Below are 19,110 nucleotides of genomic sequence, written 5' to 3'. Positions count from 1 at the left end.
CGGGTGATGCCAGCGAAGGGGTTGTAGGCCGGGTAAGGCGAAGCCGCCACCCGGCGCAAAAGCGAATCTATGCTTCGCTTTCATCCTAGAGCTACCGATCAGTATCCTTGTTCGAAATAGCTTTCGAGGATAACCACGGCAGAGGCGGAATCAACGCTGCCTTTATTGAGCGCGCGAAAACCACCGTGTTCGAACAGCCCGGCGCGGGCTTCGACGGTGCTTAAACGCTCGTCGTGGAGAGTGATTTTTACGCCGAAGCGGCCATGAATTTTATTGGCGAAGTTACGTGCGCGCGCGGTTAGCGGTTGTTCAGTGCCGTCCATGTTCAGCGGCAGGCCGACAATCACCGCTTCCGGCTGCCACTCTTTCAGCAGTTTTTCGATGATGTTCCAGTCCGGCTTGCCGTCCTGCGCCTTCAGCGCCGGGAGCGGACGCGCCGTGCCGGTAATGCGCTGCCCAACGGCGACGCCGATGCTTTTGGTGCCAAAATCAAAACTCAGAAAGGTACCGCTCATTATGCATGCCCCGCGTCGGCAGGCATCGTCACGATATCGATACCGATAAGTTTGGCCGCTTCGCGCCAGCGATCGGCAATCGGCGTTTTAAATAAAATATTCTGATCGGCCGGTGCGGTAAGCCAGGCGTTATCGAGAATTTCCTGCTCCAGTTGCCCTTTTTCCCACGACGCGTAGCCCAACGCGACCAGCACGTTGCTCGGTTGTTTATCGGTACCGAGAGTTTCCAGCACGTCGCGTGAGGTGGTAATCACCGTGTTGTCGGAGATACGGATGCTGGAGGAAAAATCAGACGGCGGCGTATGCAGGATAAAACCGCGATCCTCCGCCAGCGGGCCGCCGACCATCACCGGTTTATCCAGGCGAATTTCCGGGTTGCGCGCCACCGGCGCGATTTTCAGTTTTTCCAGGATCCCTTCCACCTGCAAATTTTCCAGCGGCTTATTGATGATAATGCCCATGGCGCCATCGTCGTTGTACTCGCAGATATAGACGACGGAGCGACGGAAAAGAGGGTCCTGTAGCGCAGGCATGGCAATCAGAAAGTGATGCTGTAAATTCATTGTCAGAGGTTCTGTTCCTGGTTTAAAAAAACAACACCCAGTATGCGGGTAAAGTAGAAACGTGTCGATGCACTTTATTTTACCGGCGCCGGAAGACGCCTGGCGGGCGGGCGTTTGCCCGCCCCAGTACTTATTTATTGATACGTTTTTCGATAGCGTCCATTAGCATGCCGGTAATCGACACGTCCGGGAAAGCGGCTTCGATTTCGCGCACGCAGGTCGGGCTGGTAACGTTAATTTCGGTCAGGCGATCGCCGATGATATCCAGGCCGACGAAGATAAGGCCTTTGGCTTTTAGCGTCGGGCCGACGCGGCGGGCAATTTCCCAATCGCTTTCGGTCAGCGGACGCGCTTCGCCACGGCCGCCGGCGGCCAGGTTGCCGCGCGTTTCACCGCCCTGCGGGATACGCGCCAGGCAGTATGGCACTGGTTCGCCGTCCACAACCAGCACACGTTTGTCGCCGTCTTTGATGGCAGGCAGGTAATTCTGCGCCATGCAGTAGCGGCTACCCAGTTCGGTCAGGGTTTCGGAAATGACGCCGAGGTTCGGATCGCCCGCTTTCACGCGGAAGATTGAGGCGCCGCCCATACCGTCCAGCGGTTTGAGAATGATATCGCCGTGTTTCTCCCAGAACGCTTTCAACTGGGCTTTATTACGGGTCACCAGCGTTTCCGGGGTGAGTTCGGAGAACCAGGCGGTAAACAGCTTTTCGTTACAGTCGCGCAGGCTCTGCGGCTTGTTGACGATAAGCGTACCTTTTTCTTCGGCGCGCTCGAGAATGTAGGTGGCGTAGATAAACTCGGTATCGAACGGCGGGTCTTTACGCATCAGGATAACGTCGAGATCCGCCAGCGGAAGATCCTGTTCGCCGGTGAACGCGTACCATTTGTCGTAATTCTGCTCGACGCTCAGCGTGCGCGTACGGGCGCGGGATTCGCCGTTGATGAGGTACAGGTCGTTCATCTCCATATAATGGAGTTCATAGCCGCGACGCTGCGCTTCCAGCAACATCGCGAAGCTGGTGTCTTTTTTAATGTTGATGGATGCGATAGGGTCCATCACGATGCCGAGCTTGATCATTGTTCTCTCCATTAGCGCTGTCGTGTTTGCGGAACGTTGCGCCAGATTTTAGCCCAGATCGCCAAAACGCACCTGCAGCGCGGTGATGGCGGTGAGCGCGGTAGTCTCAGTACGCAGAACGCGCGGTCCCAACAGGATATCAGTAAACTGGTAGCGAGCGGTCATCGCTATCTCTTCCGCCGACAGGCCGCCTTCCGGGCCAATCAGCAGGCGAACACGTTCAACCGGCAGCGGCAGCGTATTGATACTGGCGCTGGCGCGCGGGTGCAGGTTGAGCTTGAGGCCGTTTTCTTCCTCGGCGCACCAGGCTTCCAGCTGCATCGCCGGGCGTATTTCCGGCACGATGTTACGGCCGCTCTGTTCGCAGGCGGCAATAGCGATTTTCTGCCATTGCTGAATCTTCTTCTGCAAGCGTTCGGCATCCAGTTTAACGCCGCAGCGCTCGGAAAACAGTGGCGTTATGAGGCTTACGCCAAGTTCGATCGATTTCTGGATGGTGAATTCCATTTTTTCGCCACGTGACATCACCTGGCCGAGATGGATATGCAGCGGAGATTCACGATCGTCGATCTGGCCGCGGATAACCTCGACCATGACGTTTTTCTTGCCCGCTTCGGTGATGACCGCGTCGAAAACCTGATTGCTGCCATCAAATAGCTGTATTTCCTGGCCTTTGCTCATGCGCAGGACGCGGCCAACGTGGTTGGCTGCGTCTTCGCTGAGGGCGATGTGGCTGCCGGGGGTAATGCGTTCCGGGTGGTGGATGCGGGGGATGCGCATGCTTGATATTCCGTTCTTCGCGCAGATTGCGCCTTCCCCTCGGCGGAGAAGGCGGCGGCTGCAAATTAACAATTGCCGCTAGTGTAGGTTAGCTCTTTTGCGCCTGGCAAGCCTGCTGGACGTAAGGATTATGGTTGCCCTGAACTTTGGCGATTCGCTCATCGCGCTCGCATTCCCAGGAGGTCACCGGATACTGCTTATCCCAGGCGGTAAATAGCTGGGTTTGCTGGCGGGAAAGATTTAGCTGATAGCGGTCACGCATATAGAAGTAGGTGCGGGCGATCGAGCCGCGGGCGCGTACTGGCGGTTCGGCGACTTTATCTTTGAAATCGACCTTCATGGCGCATTGACCATACTGTCCATCGCCGCCGTTCCACTGGCTATACATAAAGTTGCCGCGATCGCCATTGACCTCGCCGACCGCAGGCTGCAGGTTATGCATATCGCTTTCCATTTTGCGGTATTCCGGATCTTTGGCGCAGTTTTTACGCCCGCCATCCTGCCAGCACTGGCGCTGGTGGCCGAACTGCCATGCCGGGACCACATGTTCCCATTCGACCCGGCTGGCGCGGTTCTCATTTTTACGCACTTTGTAGCCGCAAGATTCCAGATCGATAACGCCTTTTTTACCCTGCCAGTCGATTTTACAGCCGCAATAAAAGTCGCCGGGGACGTCGGCATTCACTTTTACGCCAGCGGCTTTCGCCTGGGAAAAACTATTAATACCAGCGGCCGCAAGCTGGCCGCTGGCTGCCACGCTGAATAACGCGACGGCGAAAACATACATACGGGACATCGTAAACTCCGTGTCAAAACGAGCCCGCAACGTAGCGAATGAGGGTGTCAGATGCAATCAGTCAGATCAGAAAGTTTCTAATTAATTCCAGTGGTTACTTTTCGGCCACCAGCAGATCGCCGCAGCGAACGCAGCGGTAAGTGGCTTCACCGCGCACCACGCGGTTATGGCGACGGACGGTGAGCTGATGCTGCTGGCACTGGCAGCGATAGGGGAAGGTGTTCTGGCGGACTGAATCGAGCTCAAAGCGATGGGTGCGGCGGGCGGGGACGCCCAGCACGGCCTCCATCATCCATTTCCACTCTTTGCCGTGCGGCGCGACGCGGCCAAAGTGCTTCCACACCAGTAGATGCGCCAGTTCGTGCGGCACCACTTCATCGATAAACGCCTGCTGATTTTCCAGCAATAGCACTGGATTGAGGCGGATCTCGTTTTTCTCCAGCCACGCGGTGCCGGCGGAGGTGCCGCGCTGCTGATAAACCAGCGTCGGTTCCGCATAGCGGCGTTCCAGCTTGAGATTGGCGGTGGCGAGATGCTCCCGTAGGCTACGCATGACGGCCTGCTGGATAGCGATGGGAATTCGGGGTGTTTTCATAGCGCCAGAGGATAGTGCGCCGCGCGGGGGAGAGCAAGAAGAAGCTTCCTCCCGGATGGGGAGGAAGCACAGAGGGGATTAATCGCGGGCGCCGATTTCGCGCAGCGGACGTCCCTGCATCAGGTTGCGTTCGATATGTTCCAACGAGACGTTTTTGGTTTCCGGAATCAGCCAGATAGTCAGCAGGATAAACAGCACGTTCAGACCGCCGTAGACCCAGAAGGTATTGGCGCTGCCGAGAGAGTTCAGCATGGTCAGGAAGGTGGCGCCGACGATCATATTGGCAATCCAGTTGGTCGCGGTGGAGCAGGTGATGCCGAAATCACGGCCTTTCAACGGCTGGATTTCAGAACACAGTACCCAAATCAGCGGGCCGGCGCTCATCGCGAAGCCGACGATAAACATCAGCAGCATCAGTACCGCGAAGTACTGCGCGGTAGCAGAATGAATACCGATATGCATCATGCTGCCCAGCACGCCCATACCGGCGGCCATCACGATAAAGCCGAGGATCAGCGTCGGTTTACGGCCCCAGCGATCGACCAGGCCGATGGCGATAAAGGTGGCCAGTACGTTGGTCAGGCCGACGATCACCGTGCCCCACATTTGCTCAGTGGTATTGGCATAGCCCGCCAGTTCAAAAATCTTCGGCGCATAGTACATGATGACGTTCATCCCGGTGAACTGTTGCATGATCTGCAGCAGTACGCCGAGGAACACCGCGCGGCGGAAGTTGCTGTTCTCTTTGAACAGCGCCCAGCCGGACTGTTTGACTTTCAGGCTTTCGCGGATTTCATCGAGCTCGCGTTTGGCTTCCGCGCTGGTATCGCGCAGGCGCAGCAGGACGCGCTCGGCATCGACGAAACGGCGTTTAGCGGCAAACCAGCGCGGGCTATCCGGCAGGAAGATTACGCCGATCAGCAGCAGGATTGCCGGGATGATAATCACGCCGAGCATCCAGCGCCACGCGCCGCTGTAGCTGAAGGCGGTGTCAGAGAGGTAGGCGCCGAGGATGCCGATGGTGATCATCAACTGGTACATCGAAATCATACTGCCGCGGATTTTCTCCGGGGCGATTTCCGACAAGTACAGCGGCGCGGTATAAGAAGCGACGCCAACCGCCAGCCCCAGCAATACGCGGGAAATCAGCAGAATTTCGACGTTCGGCGCGGCGGCGGAAAAGAGTGAACCGGCCACAAACAGGATCGCGCCGATCATCAGGCTTTTTTTACGCCCAAGTTTGAAAGAGAGCCAGCCGCTGCCCACTGCGCCGACGGCGGCGCCGAACATCATGGAGCTGACCACCCACTCCTGGGTGTGTGCGCTGATCTGGAATTCATTAGCAATGAACGGTAAGGCGCCGGCAATAACGCCGATATCAAGGCCGAACAATAAGCCGGCCAGCGCGGCGAGGAAACAGACAAAGAACGTCATCGTCTTGTTTGAACGCCCTTGTTTTTTGTTGTCAGGCATAACGCCCTCCAGTTGAGTGATTGATTCTGTCGCTGCTAAGAGTAGGGCAGTGCCGGACAAAAAAACGTGATTACAATCACGACTGTGTAATCGGTTACACTAAGGTAAAGATATGTAATCAGTAAAAATATATTCAAATCATAGATATAAAAATCAAACCTCGCCAATAAGATTGCGCTGAAACGGCAATATTCGACATGTTATGTAACATTGTGAAAAGAGTTCGTGCCTACTGGCAGCTAAAACAATCCCGCCCTTGCGGCATATATGTAATCGCTTTCATCACGTGGAGGAGGGAAATGGATCAACGATGGTCAAACGTCGGGGAGAGAGATTCAGGGCAACAAAAAGGCCAGCGCGGGGCTGGCCTTAAGCAGTCAAGCGGGGTGGCTTATTTCAGGCCAGCCGCTTCGCGCAGCAGGGCTGCTTTGTCGGTTTTTTCCCATGGGAAATGTTCGCGACCAAAGTGACCGTAAGCCGCGGTCTCTTTGTAGATCGGGTGCAGCAGATCCAGCATCTGAATCAGGCCGTACGGACGCAGGTCGAAGAACTCGCGTACCAGCAGGGTCAGCTGTTCAGAAGGCACTTTTTCGGTGCCGAAGGTTTCGACCATGATTGAAGTCGGTTCAGCGACGCCGATAGCGTAGGAAACCTGAATCTCACAACGGTCAGCAAGGCCTGCGGCAACGATGTTTTTCGCCACATAGCGCGCCGCGTAGGCTGCGGAACGGTCAACTTTAGATGGATCTTTACCGGAGAACGCGCCGCCGCCGTGACGAGCCATGCCGCCGTAGGTATCAACGATGATCTTACGACCGGTCAGACCGCAGTCGCCCATCGGGCCGCCGATGACGAAACGTCCGGTCGGGTTGATGAAGAACTTGGTGGAAGCGTTCAGCCATTCGGTCGGCAGAATCGGCTTGATGATCTCTTCCATCACTGCTTCCTGCAGGGATTTCTGATCGATATCTTCAGCGTGCTGAGTGGAAAGCACAACCGCATCGATGCCGACGATTTTGCCGTCGTCATACTGGAAAGTGACCTGGCTTTTCGCATCCGGACGCAGCCACGGCAGGGTACCGTTTTTGCGAACTTCAGCCTGGCGCTGTACCAGACGGTGCGCGTAAGTCACCGGCGCCGGCATCAGCACGTCAGTTTCGTTAGTGGCATAGCCAAACATCAGGCCCTGGTCGCCCGCGCCCTGTTCCAGCGGGTCGGCACGGTCAACGCCCTGGTTGATATCCGGGGACTGTTTACCAATGGCGCTCAGGACGGCGCAAGAGTTGGCGTCAAAGCCCATATCGGAATGCACGTAGCCAATTTCACGCACCGTGTTACGGGTGATCTCTTCGATATCAACCCATGCGCTGGTGGTGATTTCACCGCCAACCAGAACCATGCCGGTTTTGACATAGGTTTCGCACGCTACGCGCGCTTTCGGATCCTGCTCGAGGATCGCGTCCAGCACGGCATCGGAGATTTGGTCAGCAATTTTGTCTGGATGCCCTTCTGATACAGACTCGGACGTAAAGAGGTGTTTTGCCATGTTTTATTTTACCTGTGAGTATTCGTGTAGCTCATACTGTTGTGTAGAGAGGCTTTGATAGATGACCCTACCAAAGCTTGCAGGTAGTGACACGAGCAGTCTGAGTGTTAATCAGTATAGATGGATTAACTTCTGGATGGCTATTTTAGGTCAGAACTTCATCGCATTTCCACATTTTTTTGACATCGCCCGCATTAATGGAAAAAGCGTGGTGGAAATTTTTCCTGACAACCCCGGCAAGGCGCGTATTTTTATTTTGCATTTTACCCCGCTTCTCGGTATAAAACGCCGCGCGCGGCTCATTAAAAAAGCGCACGAAGCTCCATCTCGTGACGCCACTTCCAGCCGGGTTAAGCACTCTGTTACACAGCGGCGGTTTCGCCGGCTGTTCGATATGTATAGCTTTGGCTTGTCGCTGGCCTTTTTCGGGGCAGTGTGGAGGTGATACCAGATAATGAACCAACGTTTTTTGCCTGATTCGTCGCGTCGTTCTGTCGCGCAATTCTATCCCGCAATCTGCATCTCTTTCGTGCAAACCTGCCGATGTTCTACCCATCTCGGCGCTTCTCAGGATTCCAGGGCCTCCAGGCTTTTTGAAAACTGAACAAGGGCGCTCTTGCGTGAGCAAGGGTTTTCTCGTGGTTTCTCCGGGCTGTCATACCAGCTTCGGGTACGTGTTTTACTATATATGAATAAGAAACCGGTCGCGCAGCTGCAGTGCCAGCACTATCTGCTGGGATTAAAGGCTGTTCATGGGTTGTTATCGCGTCTGTCGACTGCGATAGTAGTTAATATTACAAGTTGAGGTTCGCTATGTCTGACGACATGTCTTTGGGTTCGCTTTCGTCAGCAGGCGAACACGGTGTACTACGTTCCATGCAGGAGGTTGCGATGAGCTCCCAGGAAGCCAGCAAAATGCTACGTACCTACAATATTGCCTGGTGGGGTAATAACTATTACGACGTTAACGAACTGGGCCATATCAGCGTTTGCCCGGATCCTGACGTCCCGGAAGCGCGCGTCGATCTGGCCGAGCTGGTCAAAGCGCGCGAAGCCCAGGGACAACGCCTGCCGGCGCTGTTCTGCTTCCCGCAGATCCTGCAACACCGTCTGCGCTCGATTAACGCCGCCTTCAAGCGCGCGCGTGAATCCTACGGTTACAACGGCGACTATTTCCTTGTCTACCCGATCAAGGTCAACCAGCACCGTCGCGTCATTGAATCCTTGATCCACTCCGGCGAACCGCTGGGGCTGGAGGCCGGTTCGAAGGCTGAACTGATGGCGGTGCTGGCGCACGCGGGCATGACCCGTAGCGTGATCGTCTGCAACGGTTATAAGGATCGAGAATACATCCGTCTGGCGCTGGTGGGCGAGAAGATGGGCCATAAGGTCTATCTGGTCATCGAGAAAATGTCGGAAATCGCCATCGTGCTGGAAGAGGCCGCCCGTCTGAACGTGGTGCCGCGCCTTGGCGTGCGTGCGCGTCTGGCTTCGCAGGGATCCGGTAAATGGCAGTCCTCCGGCGGCGAGAAATCAAAATTTGGCCTCGCGGCGACGCAGGTGCTGCAACTGGTCGAGATTCTGCGCGAGGCAGGTCATCTTGAGAGCCTGCAACTGCTGCACTTCCACCTCGGCTCGCAGATGGCCAACATTCGCGATATCGCCACCGGCGTGCGCGAATCGGCGCGTTTCTACGTCGAGCTGCATAAGCTGGGCGTCAATATTCAGTGCTTCGACGTCGGCGGCGGTCTGGGTGTCGATTACGAAGGAACCCGCTCGCAGTCCGACTGCTCGGTGAACTACGGCCTGAATGAGTACGCCAACAATATCATCTGGGCTATCGGCGATGCCTGTGAAGAGAACGGCCTGCCGCACCCGACGGTGATTACGGAATCCGGCCGCGCGGTGACCGCGCACCACACAGTATTGGTTTCCAATATCATCGGCGTTGAACGCAACGAATACACCGAGGCGACCCCGCCGGCGGAAGACGCCGCGCGTCCGCTGCAGAGCATGTGGGAAACCTGGCTGGAGATGCACGAAACCGGCAACCGCCGCTCGCTGCGTGAATGGCTGCATGACAGCCAAATGGATCTGCACGATATCCATATTGGCTACTCCTCCGGCACCTTCAATCTGCAGGAGCGCGCGTGGGCGGAACAGCTGTATCTGAACATGTGCCATGAGGTGCAAAAACAGCTTGATCCGAGCAACCGCGCCCATCGCCCGATCATCGATGAGCTGCAGGAACGTATGGCGGATAAAATCTACGTCAACTTCTCGCTGTTCCAGTCGATGCCGGATGCCTGGGGTATCGATCAGCTGTTCCCGGTAATGCCGCTGGAAGGGCTGAACAAGTCTCCGGAACGCCGCGCGGTGCTGCTGGATATTACCTGTGACTCCGATGGCGCCATCGATCATTACGTTGACGGCGACGGGATCGCCACCACCATGCCGATGCCGGAATACGACCCGGAGAACCCGCCGATGCTGGGCTTCTTCATGGTTGGCGCCTATCAGGAGATCCTCGGCAACATGCACAACCTGTTTGGTGATACCGAAGCGGTAGACGTTTTCGTCTTCCCTGATGGTAGCGTTGAGGTTGAGCTCTCCGATGAGGGCGATACGGTGGCTGATATGCTGCAGTACGTCCAGCTGGATCCGAATACGTTGCTGACCCAGTTCCGCGATCAGGTGAAAAATACCGGTCTCGACGCCGAGCTGCAGCAGCAGTTCCTTGAAGAGTTCGAAGCGGGGCTATACGGATATACTTATCTTGAAGATGAGTAATTAAGAGCCCTCTGCGGAAAGGCCGGTTTAGATTCATAAACCGGCCTTTTTTATAAATGAAATCTGAAACATCATATTGCATGCTTTTTAAAACCGTAAAGGCCCGTACACTGCCGCAAGGAAATTACAGCAGTGGGACAGGGATGGTATATGAAAAGCATGCCGTATTACGGTTTTATTATCGGTGTATTACTATTAAGCGGCTGTTCGCGCCCAATAGCAAACAATAGTTGCGCGGCGCGCCCCTCTGTGGCCGGCCCTCATGAAGAGAACGACCTGCGCTCAACGATTAAACACAGGTCCGCGGAACGCATGGGTCGTTACCCTGACGAAATGGTATCGATTGATTATTCCGGCCCGTATCAAACTGGTTTTGATCAACAGTATAATATTCATCCAGGTGACCTGGAATATACGGTACGTGATGCTAATTATAATTTTCTTCCTATCACTCGTAGTTATAATCATGATACGGGCGAATGGCAATATGCCATTGAGGCGCATAATGGTACGCAGTATCAATTATACGTCCGCAATTATAGCCGCAGCATGGATTATGAAATTGTCGCCACGGTAGATGGTCTTGATGTGCTGAGCGGTAAGGCCGCTTCGCTCAATAATAGCGGCTATATTGTGCCGGCTGGCGGCTCGCTGGCGATCAAAGGTTTTCGTAAAAACAGCCGCGTTGAAACGGCATTTGAGTTTTCAAACGTCTCAGCGTCTTACGCTGTCCAATCTGCCCAGGAGATTGGTCGCAACGTCGGGGCAATCGGTTTTGCCGCTTTTGCCTTACGCGGAAAAGCGCCGGCGCCTTGTCAAAAATAAACGTCCCGCTTGCCGCCGGGCGGTTTTCAGGCGATAATTTGTCCTTATAAGCAGTAACCCAATTCAAACCCTTCCTCGTCGGGCCTAACGACGCGGAGGGGTTTTTTTATACTTATTTTTTACGTTCCACGACTGCGAAAAGAGGTCATATCCATGAGCACTTTAGGTCATCAATACGATAACTCCCTGGTATCCAACGCCTTTGGTTTCCTGCGTCTGCCGATGAACTTTATGCCGTATGAAAGCGATGCGGATTGGGTCATCACCGGCGTGCCGTTTGATATGGCGACCTCCGGGCGTGCGGGCGGCCGCCATGGCCCGGCGGCGATCCGTCAGGTGTCAACTAACCTCGCCTGGGAGCATAACCGTTTCCCATGGAACTTCGACATGCGCGAACGCCTGAACGTCGTGGACTGCGGCGATCTGGTCTACGCCTTCGGCGACGCCCGCGAAATGAGCGAGAAACTGCAGGCGCACGCGGAGAAACTGCTGGCGGCCGGTAAACGCATGCTCTCCTTCGGCGGCGACCATTTCGTCACCCTGCCGCTGCTGCGCGCCCACGCCAAGCATTTCGGTAAAATGGCGCTGGTACACTTCGATGCCCACACCGATACCTACGCCAACGGCTGTGAATTCGACCACGGTACCATGTTCTACACCGCGCCGAACGAAGGGCTTATCGATCCGAACCACTCCGTGCAGATCGGTATTCGTACCGAATTTGATAAAGATAACGGTTTCACCGTGCTGGATGCGGGCCAGGTTAACGACCGCAGCGTCGATGACATCATCGCTCAGGTGAAGCAGATCGTCGGCGATATGCCGGTGTACCTGACCTTCGATATCGACTGCCTGGATCCGGCATTTGCGCCAGGTACCGGTACGCCGGTGATCGGTGGACTCACTTCTGACCGCGCGATCAAACTGGTACGTGGCCTGAAGGATCTGAACATCGTCGGAATGGACGTGGTTGAAGTCGCCCCGGCCTATGACCAGTCTGAAATTACCGCCCTGGCGGCGGCGACTCTGGCGCTGGAGATGCTTTATATTCAGGCGGCGAAAAAAGGCGACTAATTTTTAAGCGTTTACTGCTGCTGCGCGACGCATGCGCAGCAGCAGTACGCCGCCGGCGCACAGCGTGATCAGCTGCGAGGCCACCAGAACGGAAAAACCTGAACTTACCGATCCCACCGATTTCATCACCACTCCCATTAGCAGCGGAATAAACGCCGCGCAGATGTTGCCAATGCCGTTAATGATCCCATAGGCGCTGCCCACCGCTTCGCGCGGGGCGTGATGCTGCACCACCGCCGGGATCGCCGCCCCCTGTAATCCCCAGAAAACGTTAGCCGCCAGCATAAACAACGCCAGCATCGCCGGCTGCTGGCTGAGCATCAGCGCCAGCACGGAACCGGCGGTGAGTAGGCCGCCGATAATAAACAGCAGCGGCGCCTGCTCCGGGCGCATTTTGTCGAGGAGCACGCCGCCAACAAACTTTGAGCCCAGGCTTAACAGAAAGGGGACTGCCGCCAGCAGCCCGGTGGCCTGTAGTGAGAAGTGGTGCTCATCGCGCAGCCAGGCGGGCAACCAGGCGCTGCTCCCCCATAGATAGCTGAGCGTGGCGATTTCCACCAGCAGGATCCAGCCAAGTAGCGGCGTACGCCAGGCGAGGGCAAAAGTTTGGCTGAAGCCCGGCTTCGCGCGCTGTGCGGTCACTTGCGGCGCGGGGAGAAACCGCCAGATTAATCCACCGCCGAGCAGCAAATTCAGCAGCGCCAGCGCGTAGAACGTGCCGATCCAGCCAACGTGCGCCATCAGCCAGGTGACCAGCGGGAAGCCTACCGCCAGCCCCAACGATACGCCAAGGGCGGTCAGCGCATTCGGCTTGCCTATTTCATCGGCGGCGAAGTTGTCGTTGATAAAGCGCGTTTTCAGAGAGAACAGCGGCCCCTCCGCCACGCCAAGAACGATGCGCGCGATCAACATTCCCAGCAGTGAGCCGAGTAGCGGGGAAATGGCGCACACCAGCGCCCATATCGCAATGCTGCTTAACAGTCCCTGACGATAATGCCATCTACTTTCTATAACTGGTGTTAATAATAATGCCGAAAACCCATAACCCAGAAGAAAGCATGTCATTAGCATTCCTTGTAACATTCTGTTTTCATTTAACTGAAAATGGGCAGCGAATTCCGGGTTAAGGATCATCACCGAGATATTTACCCGATCGACGTAGGAAATAATTATTAACAAAAGTAGTGCTATTACCCCTTGCCATCTTGCCGCCATTCGTTATCTCCACGCTTAATTTAATGATTGCCGGTTATTATTTTTTAACGCCAGAAATAGTCACATAAGTAAAATGATTCACCAGTGAAACTCATTGTTTTTTAACGATTAAATAAAGTGTGTTTCATGGGTGAAACATCATGTTTTCCGCTATTGCACATTTTTAATGATCGTCTGGAAAAGAAGTCAATAGCCGCATGTGAAATTTAAATCGGCATTTTTATTTATAATGGATCACCTCTTTAAATATCATTATTTCATCTGAATGCAGTTTTTCGTGATCAATTGCACACTTAGCTAATTTAAAAGCCTTTCATTAACAACTTCGTCACATTAACGCTTGACGAAACATTCACCGCTTTTATATTGACCGTATTAAATAAGAAACAGAGTTTCATATATGAAACAAAAGCCTGGAGGATTGCGATGAGCTGGATAGGCGTATGTGACGCGGAGCAAGTACAGGAAGATTTTCCCTATAGCGGCAATATCGACGGTAAGGAAATCGGTATTTATCTGATTGATGGCGAATATTACGCGCTGGAAGACGTTTGCCCTCATGCCTATGCGCTCCTGAGCCAGGGCTTTGTCGAAGATGGCAAGGTGGAATGCCCGCTGCATGAGGCGGTATTCGACGTCAAAACCGGCCAGTGCCTGCATGGCCCCGGCGGCCGCAACCTTAATCGTTACCCGGTGCGGGTATACGACAATCAGATCCAGATTACTTTTATCGAGGAGAACGTGGCATGAGCGAATCCCTGGACTTCAACCCGGCGCTACCGGAAAGCCGCCAGTTTACGCCACCGGCGGAAGGCGGAAACGGCAATATCCATAAGCCTGGCGACTATCACAATCTGATTTGGCAAACCCGCAGCCGGGTGCCGGAAACCTGGGAGCTTCAGCTTATCGCGACCCTGGAAACGCTGTTCGAACAGGGCGCGGAAAGCCTCGGTGAGCTGGTGAACGGTCTCAATGGTGTCAGGATGCATGACCAGCAGGGCGAACCGTGGAGTGAAAGCAGCTTCCAGGCATTTTTACAGGTCAACGGCTACTGAGGACACAGTAATGACGACAACGGTACAAAACTATCTTGATAAAGGGTTGCGCGGCCTGTGGTATCCGGTGCTGGCGAGCTGGGAGGTGCAGTCTGCGCCGGTGGGCATTACCCGTCTCGGCGAGCAGATCGTGGTCTGGCGGAATAAAGACGGTCAGGTGCAGGCGCTGGAAGACCGCTGCCCGCATCGCGGCGCGCGCCTGTCAATGGGCTGGAACTTAGGCGATCGTATCGCCTGCTGGTATCACGGCGTGGAAGTCGCCGGCAACGGCGAAGTCAAAGACGTCCCGGCGGTTGACCGCTGCCCGCTGGTCGGCCAGCAGTGCGTGCGCAGCTACAACGTGCAGGAAGCGCATGGGGCAATCTTCCTGTGGTTCGGCGTCACCGCCGACCAGCAGCCGGATGAACTGAGCTTCCCGGAGGAACTGGCCAACCACGAAAAATACAGTAACTTCCTGTGCACCGCGGCGTGGAAATGCAACTACCAGTACGCGCTGGAAAACGTGATGGACCCGATGCACGGCACCTATCTGCACTCATCATCGCATTCGATGGCGGAAGGCGATCGCAAAGCCGATATGGTGCTGCAGCCGACGAAAACCGGCTTTATCTTCGAGAAAAAAGGGCAGAGCGGCGTCAACTTTGACTGGGTTGAACTGGGCAACAGCGGCGCCTACTGGATGCGCCTGTCTATTCCGTACAAAAAGCGTTTCGGGCCGGGCGGCCACTTCTGGATCGTCGGCATGGTGGTTCCGGAAGATAACGACAACTGCCGCGTCTTCTTCTGGCGCATCCGCGGCGTACAGGGCTGGCAGCGCGATCTGTGGCGCTTTATGTACCGCAACCGTCTGGAAAAACTGCACTGGGAAGTACTGGAACAGGATCGCGTGGTGCTGGAGAGCCTGGCGCCGAACGCCCGCGATCATGAATATCTCTATCAACATGATGTCGGTCTGTCCCGACTGCGCCGTATGATGCAGAAAGCGGCGAAGGAGCAGCTAGCGCTCCGCGAAGCGCAGCAGGGTGCCGCCTGATGAACGGCCTGCTGAACGGTAAACGCATTGTCGTCACCGGCGCGGCGCGTGGCCTGGGTTACCACTTTGCCGAAGCCTGCGCCGCGCAGGGCGCGACGGTGGTGATGTGCGACATCCTGCAGGGGGAGCTGGCGGAAAGCGCTCATCGCCTGCAGCAGAAGGGCTATCAGGTCGAGTCCCACGCCATCGATCTTGCCAGTCAAACGTCGATCGAGCAGGTTTTTAGCGCCATCGGCGCGCAGGGGCCTATCGATGGCTTAGTCAATAACGCGGCGATGGCGACCGGCGTCGGCGGTAAAAATATGATCGATTACGATCCGGATCTGTGGGATCGGGTGATGACGGTCAACGTTAAAGGCACCTGGCTGGTGACCCGCGCTGCGGTACCGCTGCTGCGGGAAGGCGCGGCGATCGTCAACGTCGCCTCGGACACCGCGCTGTGGGGCGCGCCGCGGCTGATGGCCTATGTCGCCAGCAAGGGCGCGGTAATTGCGATGACCCGTTCCATGGCCCGCGAGCTGGGTGAAAAGCGGATCCGTATCAACGCCATTGCGCCGGGGCTGACTCGCGTCGAGGCCACGGAATATGTTCCCGCCGAGCGTCATCAGCTGTATGAGAACGGCCGCGCGCTCAGCGGCGCGCAGCAGCCGGAAGATGTCACCGGCAGCGTGGTCTGGCTGCTGAGCGATCTTTCGCGCTTTATCACCGGCCAGCTGATCCCGGTCAACGGCGGTTTTGTCTTTAACTAACAAGTGAGGCGGTATGGCGAACGATCAGGAAGTGAAGTACCTGGTACCGGGGCTTGAGCGCGGTTTACAACTGCTGCTGGCGTTTGGCGAGCAGCATCGCGATCTGACCTTTGCCGAGCTGCATCGGCTGGTGGATATGCCGAAAGCGACCGCCTATCGCGTGGTGCAGACGCTGGAATATATGGGCTTTCTCGAGCGTAACGCCCGCACCAATACCTTTTCGCTGGGCATGAACGTACTGCGTCTGGGCTTTGAATATATCGCCTCACTGGATGTCGCCCAGGTGGGTCAGCCAGTCATCGAGCAACTGCGCGATATCAGCCAGTGCAGCAGCCATCTGGCGATCCGCGATGGCCGCGACATCATTTACATCGCCCGCGTTAGCGCCGCCGGCTCGCGTATCAACCAGGTCAGCGTCGGAACGCGGCTACCGGTGCACTGCACCTCGCTTGGCCGCATGCTGCTGACCGATGTTTCCCGCAGCGAGTTTGAGCAATTGTTCCCGGATGAACGTCTGCCGGGCAATACGCCGGGCCAGCTGTACGACCGCGAAGCGCTGTGGCAGATGGTGCAGCAGGATAAAGCTCGCGGCTATGTGATTGGCGAATCGTTCTATCGCCACGGTATCTCATCGATTGTCTATCCGGTCTTTGACCGCAGCGGCCGGGTGGCGGCGGTCGTTAGCATTCTGGTGCCGTCGGACGAGATCCCGCAAAGCGATCGCGAGCGGTTGCAGAACGAGGTCAGTATGGCGGCGGACAAAATTTCCGGTTTCCTCGGATATTTGTCACAGGCAAGTTAAATCAACAACTTAACGGCAGGCGCTTGATTGCGTCGGGCATGTTTTACGCCCAAATTCGGGCGACTGAACGGTAAAGAGGCGACGAAGAATGAGTATTACCGGAATTGAAAAGCTGGAATTTGGCGTAGACGACCTGAACCACAGCGCGAAATTCATGCGCGATTTTGGCCTGACCGGCGACGCCAGCGGCCGCGCGTTTACCACCCTCAGCGGCGCGCGGGTCGAACTTAACCCGACCGATAGCGCCGACCTGCCGCCAGCCTTTGAGGCGGGCAACACCCTGCGTCGCATGACCTGGGGCGTGGCGGATCGGGCGGCGCTGGATGCGCTGCGCCCGAAGCTGGAACGTCAGCCCGCTTTCCGTGAAATCGACGGCGCGCTGGAGTGCCGCGACCCTAACGGTATGACGCTGCGGGTGCAGGTAAGCCAGCAAACGGCGGTGGAACTGAACGTCGAGCCGATCAACCAGTGGGGCGATGTACGTCGCATCGACACCCCGAGCCCGGTGTACGACCGCGCGCAGCCGATTAACGTCGGCCACGTGGTGTTCTTCGTGGAAGAACTGGCGGCGGTAGAAAGTTTCTATCGCGAAGTGCTCGGCTTCCAGGTGTCAGACCGCTATATCAATCGCGCAGTGTTCCTGCGCTGCGGCGTGCGCGGCGGCCACCACAACCTCTTTTTATTGCAGTTGCCCAACCGCAAACGTGGACTTAACCACGTCGCGTTTACCGTACGTGATATTCACGAAGTGATCGGCGGCGGCATTGCGATGAATAAAAACGCCTGGAGCACGTTTATCGGCCCCGGCCGCCATCCGGTCTCCTCGGCCTACTTCTGGTATGTCAACAGCCCGACCGGCGGCGCTTTTGAGTACTACACCAACGATGACTATCTGACGGAAAACTGGCAGCCGCGCGAGCTGGAGCATTCACTCGTGTCCTTTACCGAATGGGCGGTGGAAGGCGGTATCGATCACGATACCCGTCGCCAGCAGAAAAAACCGGAGGCGGTATGACGGCGCGGATAGTCATTATCGGCGGCGGCCAGGCTGGCGGCTGGGCGGCGAAAACGCTGCGTGATGAAGGGTTTAGCGGCGAGATTTGCGTGGTTGCCGAAGAGCAATGGGATTTTTACGAGCGCCCGCCGCTGTCGAAAGCGGCATTGCTGGAGGCCGAACCGGCGCTGCCGCGATTATTCAGCGCCGAGGCGCAACAGGCGCTGGATCTGCGCTGGTACCGCCCGCTGCGCGCGGAATCGATCGACCGGCAAAATAAAACCCTGGCGCTGAGCAACGGCGAAACGCTGGCGTACGATCAACTGCTGATCGCCACCGGCGGCCGCGCGCGCCTGCCGTCCGAGGCCTGGGCGCAGCATCCGCAGGTCTATACCCTGCGCCACTGGCAGGACGCGCAGCGTCTGAAGCAGCGGCTGGCATCGGCAACGCGGCTGGCGATCGTCGGCGGCGGCTGGATTGGTCTCGAAATCGCCGCCTCGGCGCGCAAAAGCGGCGTAGACGTAACCCTTTATGAACAGCAGCCAGCGCTGTGCATGCGCTCGGTCAGTATGGAGGTCTCGCTGGCGCTGGATGAGTTGCATCGCCGGCAGGGCGTTGATATTCGCCGCGGCTGCGGCGCGCTGGAGCTGGAAGATGATAACGGCCTGCCGACGCTGCACTGCGACGGCCAGCGGGAAACCTTCGATGCGGTGGTGGTGGGGATCGGCGTCGATCTCAATCTGGAACTGGCGCGCGATGCCGGGCTCGCTGTCGAGCGCGGGATTGTCGTCGATGCCCAGGGACGCAGCAGCGATCCGGCGATTTTCGCCGCCGGCGATGTCGCTCAGCATCATCAGTATGGCCTGTGCATTCAGTCGTGGGCCTTTGCGCAAAATCAGGCCATCGCGACGGCGAAAGCGATGCTCGATCCGCAGGCCAGCGGCTACGACGAGGCGCCGTGGCTGTGGTCGGATCAATACGATCGCAATATCCAGATCCTGGGGATCCCGCAGGCGGGCAGCCGTACCATCGTGCGTGACGAGCCGCAGGGCGCGCTCTATTTCTCGCTCAATGCCGATGGACGTTTAACGCAGCTGGTGGCCTTCAATAATGCACGTACCGTGAAGCTGGCGAAGCGCTGGATGGCGGCGGGGAGGGATCTCTCTGACGTCCCGCTCGCTGACCCGACTTTCTCGCTGATGTCATTGCGATAATTAACGCGAA

Annotated in this window: 22 protein-coding genes; 13 read left to right on the top strand and 9 right to left on the bottom strand. The window is 56.6% G+C overall.

Translation table 11 applies throughout. The annotated features are described in order from the left end of the window. Nucleotides 1-98 precede the first annotated feature (98 nt). The 8 genes from ruvX to metK all read right to left on the bottom strand — a co-directional run bounded on the left by ruvX (nucleotide 99) and on the right by metK (nucleotide 7,349). Complete coding sequence (gene ruvX, locus PGS10_RS07140) at nucleotides 99-515, bottom strand: Holliday junction resolvase RuvX (RefSeq protein ID WP_015369733.1); 417 nt, start codon at nucleotides 513-515, stop codon at nucleotides 99-101. Then, complete coding sequence (locus tag PGS10_RS07135; protein ID WP_045392076.1) at nucleotides 515-1,078, bottom strand: YqgE/AlgH family protein; 564 nt, start codon at nucleotides 1,076-1,078, stop codon at nucleotides 515-517. Before PGS10_RS07135 ends, ruvX begins: the two co-directional genes overlap by 1 nt. Before the next feature lie 130 nt (nucleotides 1,079-1,208). Next, nucleotides 1,209-2,159, bottom strand: coding sequence for a glutathione synthase (gene gshB, locus PGS10_RS07130; RefSeq protein WP_045392071.1), 951 nt, complete (start codon nucleotides 2,157-2,159; stop codon nucleotides 1,209-1,211). A 48-nt stretch (nucleotides 2,160-2,207) separates the two neighbouring features. After that, complete coding sequence (gene rsmE / locus PGS10_RS07125) at nucleotides 2,208-2,939, bottom strand: 16S rRNA (uracil(1498)-N(3))-methyltransferase (protein WP_015369736.1); 732 nt, start codon at nucleotides 2,937-2,939, stop codon at nucleotides 2,208-2,210. A gap of 88 nt (nucleotides 2,940-3,027) precedes the next feature. Continuing rightward, a complete protein-coding gene (gene endA / locus PGS10_RS07120) occupies nucleotides 3,028-3,735 on the bottom strand; it encodes a deoxyribonuclease I (protein ID WP_045392065.1) in 708 nt (235 codons plus the stop codon). Between the two features lie 94 nt (nucleotides 3,736-3,829). After that, the gene (locus tag PGS10_RS07115; RefSeq protein ID WP_020077952.1) at nucleotides 3,830-4,330 is read right to left on the bottom strand and encodes a SprT family zinc-dependent metalloprotease; all 501 of its coding nucleotides are present in this window, start codon (nucleotides 4,328-4,330) and stop codon (nucleotides 3,830-3,832) included. 78 nt (nucleotides 4,331-4,408) lie between these two features. Beyond that, on the bottom strand, nucleotides 4,409-5,803 hold the full coding sequence (locus PGS10_RS07110; protein WP_045379571.1) for a sugar porter family MFS transporter: 1,395 nt from the start codon (nucleotides 5,801-5,803) through the stop codon (nucleotides 4,409-4,411). A gap of 391 nt (nucleotides 5,804-6,194) precedes the next feature. After that, complete coding sequence (gene metK / locus PGS10_RS07105; RefSeq protein ID WP_004149807.1) at nucleotides 6,195-7,349, bottom strand: methionine adenosyltransferase; 1,155 nt, start codon at nucleotides 7,347-7,349, stop codon at nucleotides 6,195-6,197. Between the two features lie 136 nt (nucleotides 7,350-7,485). Here metK and PGS10_RS07100 point away from each other — a divergent pair, with 136 nt between their 5' ends. The 6 genes from PGS10_RS07100 (at nucleotide 7,486) to speB (ending at nucleotide 12,038) form a co-directional block, all read left to right on the top strand. Further along, a complete protein-coding gene (locus tag PGS10_RS07100; RefSeq protein ID WP_316422646.1) occupies nucleotides 7,486-7,794 on the top strand; it encodes a hypothetical protein in 309 nt (102 codons plus the stop codon). Between the two features lie 9 nt (nucleotides 7,795-7,803). After that, the gene (locus PGS10_RS25185; RefSeq protein WP_431193890.1) at nucleotides 7,804-7,953 is read left to right on the top strand and encodes a hypothetical protein; all 150 of its coding nucleotides are present in this window, start codon (nucleotides 7,804-7,806) and stop codon (nucleotides 7,951-7,953) included. An 84-nt stretch (nucleotides 7,954-8,037) separates the two neighbouring features. Further along, a complete protein-coding gene (gene yqgB, locus PGS10_RS07095) occupies nucleotides 8,038-8,154 on the top strand; it encodes an acid stress response protein YqgB (RefSeq protein WP_015369741.1) in 117 nt (38 codons plus the stop codon). Nucleotides 8,155-8,162: 8 nt separating this feature from the next. Further along, entirely contained in the window at nucleotides 8,163-10,139 is a 1,977-nt protein-coding gene (speA, locus tag PGS10_RS07090) for a biosynthetic arginine decarboxylase (RefSeq protein ID WP_020077953.1), read from the top strand. A gap of 150 nt (nucleotides 10,140-10,289) precedes the next feature. Beyond that, a complete protein-coding gene (locus tag PGS10_RS07085) occupies nucleotides 10,290-10,964 on the top strand; it encodes a hypothetical protein (protein ID WP_047044077.1) in 675 nt (224 codons plus the stop codon). Nucleotides 10,965-11,117: 153 nt separating this feature from the next. Beyond that, nucleotides 11,118-12,038: an agmatinase gene (gene speB / locus PGS10_RS07080; RefSeq protein ID WP_015369744.1), complete on the top strand. Its 921-nt coding sequence runs from the start codon at nucleotides 11,118-11,120 to the stop codon at nucleotides 12,036-12,038. A gap of 3 nt (nucleotides 12,039-12,041) precedes the next feature. Here the strand turns inward: speB and PGS10_RS07075 are convergent, their stop codons facing one another. Continuing rightward, nucleotides 12,042-13,253 (bottom strand): MFS transporter, encoded by a 1,212-nt coding sequence (locus tag PGS10_RS07075; protein WP_316422645.1) that lies wholly within the window; start codon nucleotides 13,251-13,253, stop codon nucleotides 12,042-12,044. Nucleotides 13,254-13,679: 426 nt separating this feature from the next. Here PGS10_RS07075 and PGS10_RS07070 point away from each other — a divergent pair, with 426 nt between their 5' ends. The 7 genes from PGS10_RS07070 to PGS10_RS07040 all read left to right on the top strand — a co-directional run bounded on the left by PGS10_RS07070 (nucleotide 13,680) and on the right by PGS10_RS07040 (nucleotide 19,100). Next, nucleotides 13,680-14,003 carry a Rieske (2Fe-2S) protein gene (locus PGS10_RS07070; RefSeq protein ID WP_004151769.1) on the top strand — a complete coding sequence of 108 codons (324 nt, stop codon included), beginning with the start codon at nucleotides 13,680-13,682 and terminating at the stop codon, nucleotides 14,001-14,003. Further along, nucleotides 14,000-14,308, top strand: a complete 309-nt coding sequence (locus PGS10_RS07065) for a recombinase-like helix-turn-helix domain-containing protein (RefSeq protein WP_063415645.1) — start codon at nucleotides 14,000-14,002, stop codon at nucleotides 14,306-14,308. The genes PGS10_RS07070 and PGS10_RS07065 overlap by 4 nt, the downstream gene beginning before the upstream one ends. A gap of 10 nt (nucleotides 14,309-14,318) precedes the next feature. After that, nucleotides 14,319-15,341, top strand: a complete 1,023-nt coding sequence (locus tag PGS10_RS07060; protein WP_015369746.1) for an aromatic ring-hydroxylating oxygenase subunit alpha — start codon at nucleotides 14,319-14,321, stop codon at nucleotides 15,339-15,341. Next, nucleotides 15,341-16,090: an SDR family oxidoreductase gene (locus PGS10_RS07055; RefSeq protein ID WP_122542284.1), complete on the top strand. Its 750-nt coding sequence runs from the start codon at nucleotides 15,341-15,343 to the stop codon at nucleotides 16,088-16,090. Before PGS10_RS07060 ends, PGS10_RS07055 begins: the two co-directional genes overlap by 1 nt. A 13-nt stretch (nucleotides 16,091-16,103) precedes the next feature. Further along, nucleotides 16,104-16,892, top strand: a complete 789-nt coding sequence (locus PGS10_RS07050; protein ID WP_045392053.1) for an IclR family transcriptional regulator — start codon at nucleotides 16,104-16,106, stop codon at nucleotides 16,890-16,892. 88 nt (nucleotides 16,893-16,980) lie between these two features. Beyond that, the gene (locus PGS10_RS07045; protein WP_045379551.1) at nucleotides 16,981-17,907 is read left to right on the top strand and encodes a VOC family protein; all 927 of its coding nucleotides are present in this window, start codon (nucleotides 16,981-16,983) and stop codon (nucleotides 17,905-17,907) included. Beyond that, nucleotides 17,904-19,100 carry an NAD(P)/FAD-dependent oxidoreductase gene (locus tag PGS10_RS07040; protein WP_316422644.1) on the top strand — a complete coding sequence of 399 codons (1,197 nt, stop codon included), beginning with the start codon at nucleotides 17,904-17,906 and terminating at the stop codon, nucleotides 19,098-19,100. The genes PGS10_RS07045 and PGS10_RS07040 overlap by 4 nt, the downstream gene beginning before the upstream one ends. The last annotated feature ends 10 nt before the right edge of the window (nucleotides 19,101-19,110 follow it).

Source organism: Klebsiella sp. 141153 (assembly GCF_032601995.1).
GTDB lineage: Bacteria > Pseudomonadota > Gammaproteobacteria > Enterobacterales > Enterobacteriaceae > Klebsiella > Klebsiella aerogenes.
This window is presented reverse-complemented; position numbering and strand designations above follow the sequence as displayed.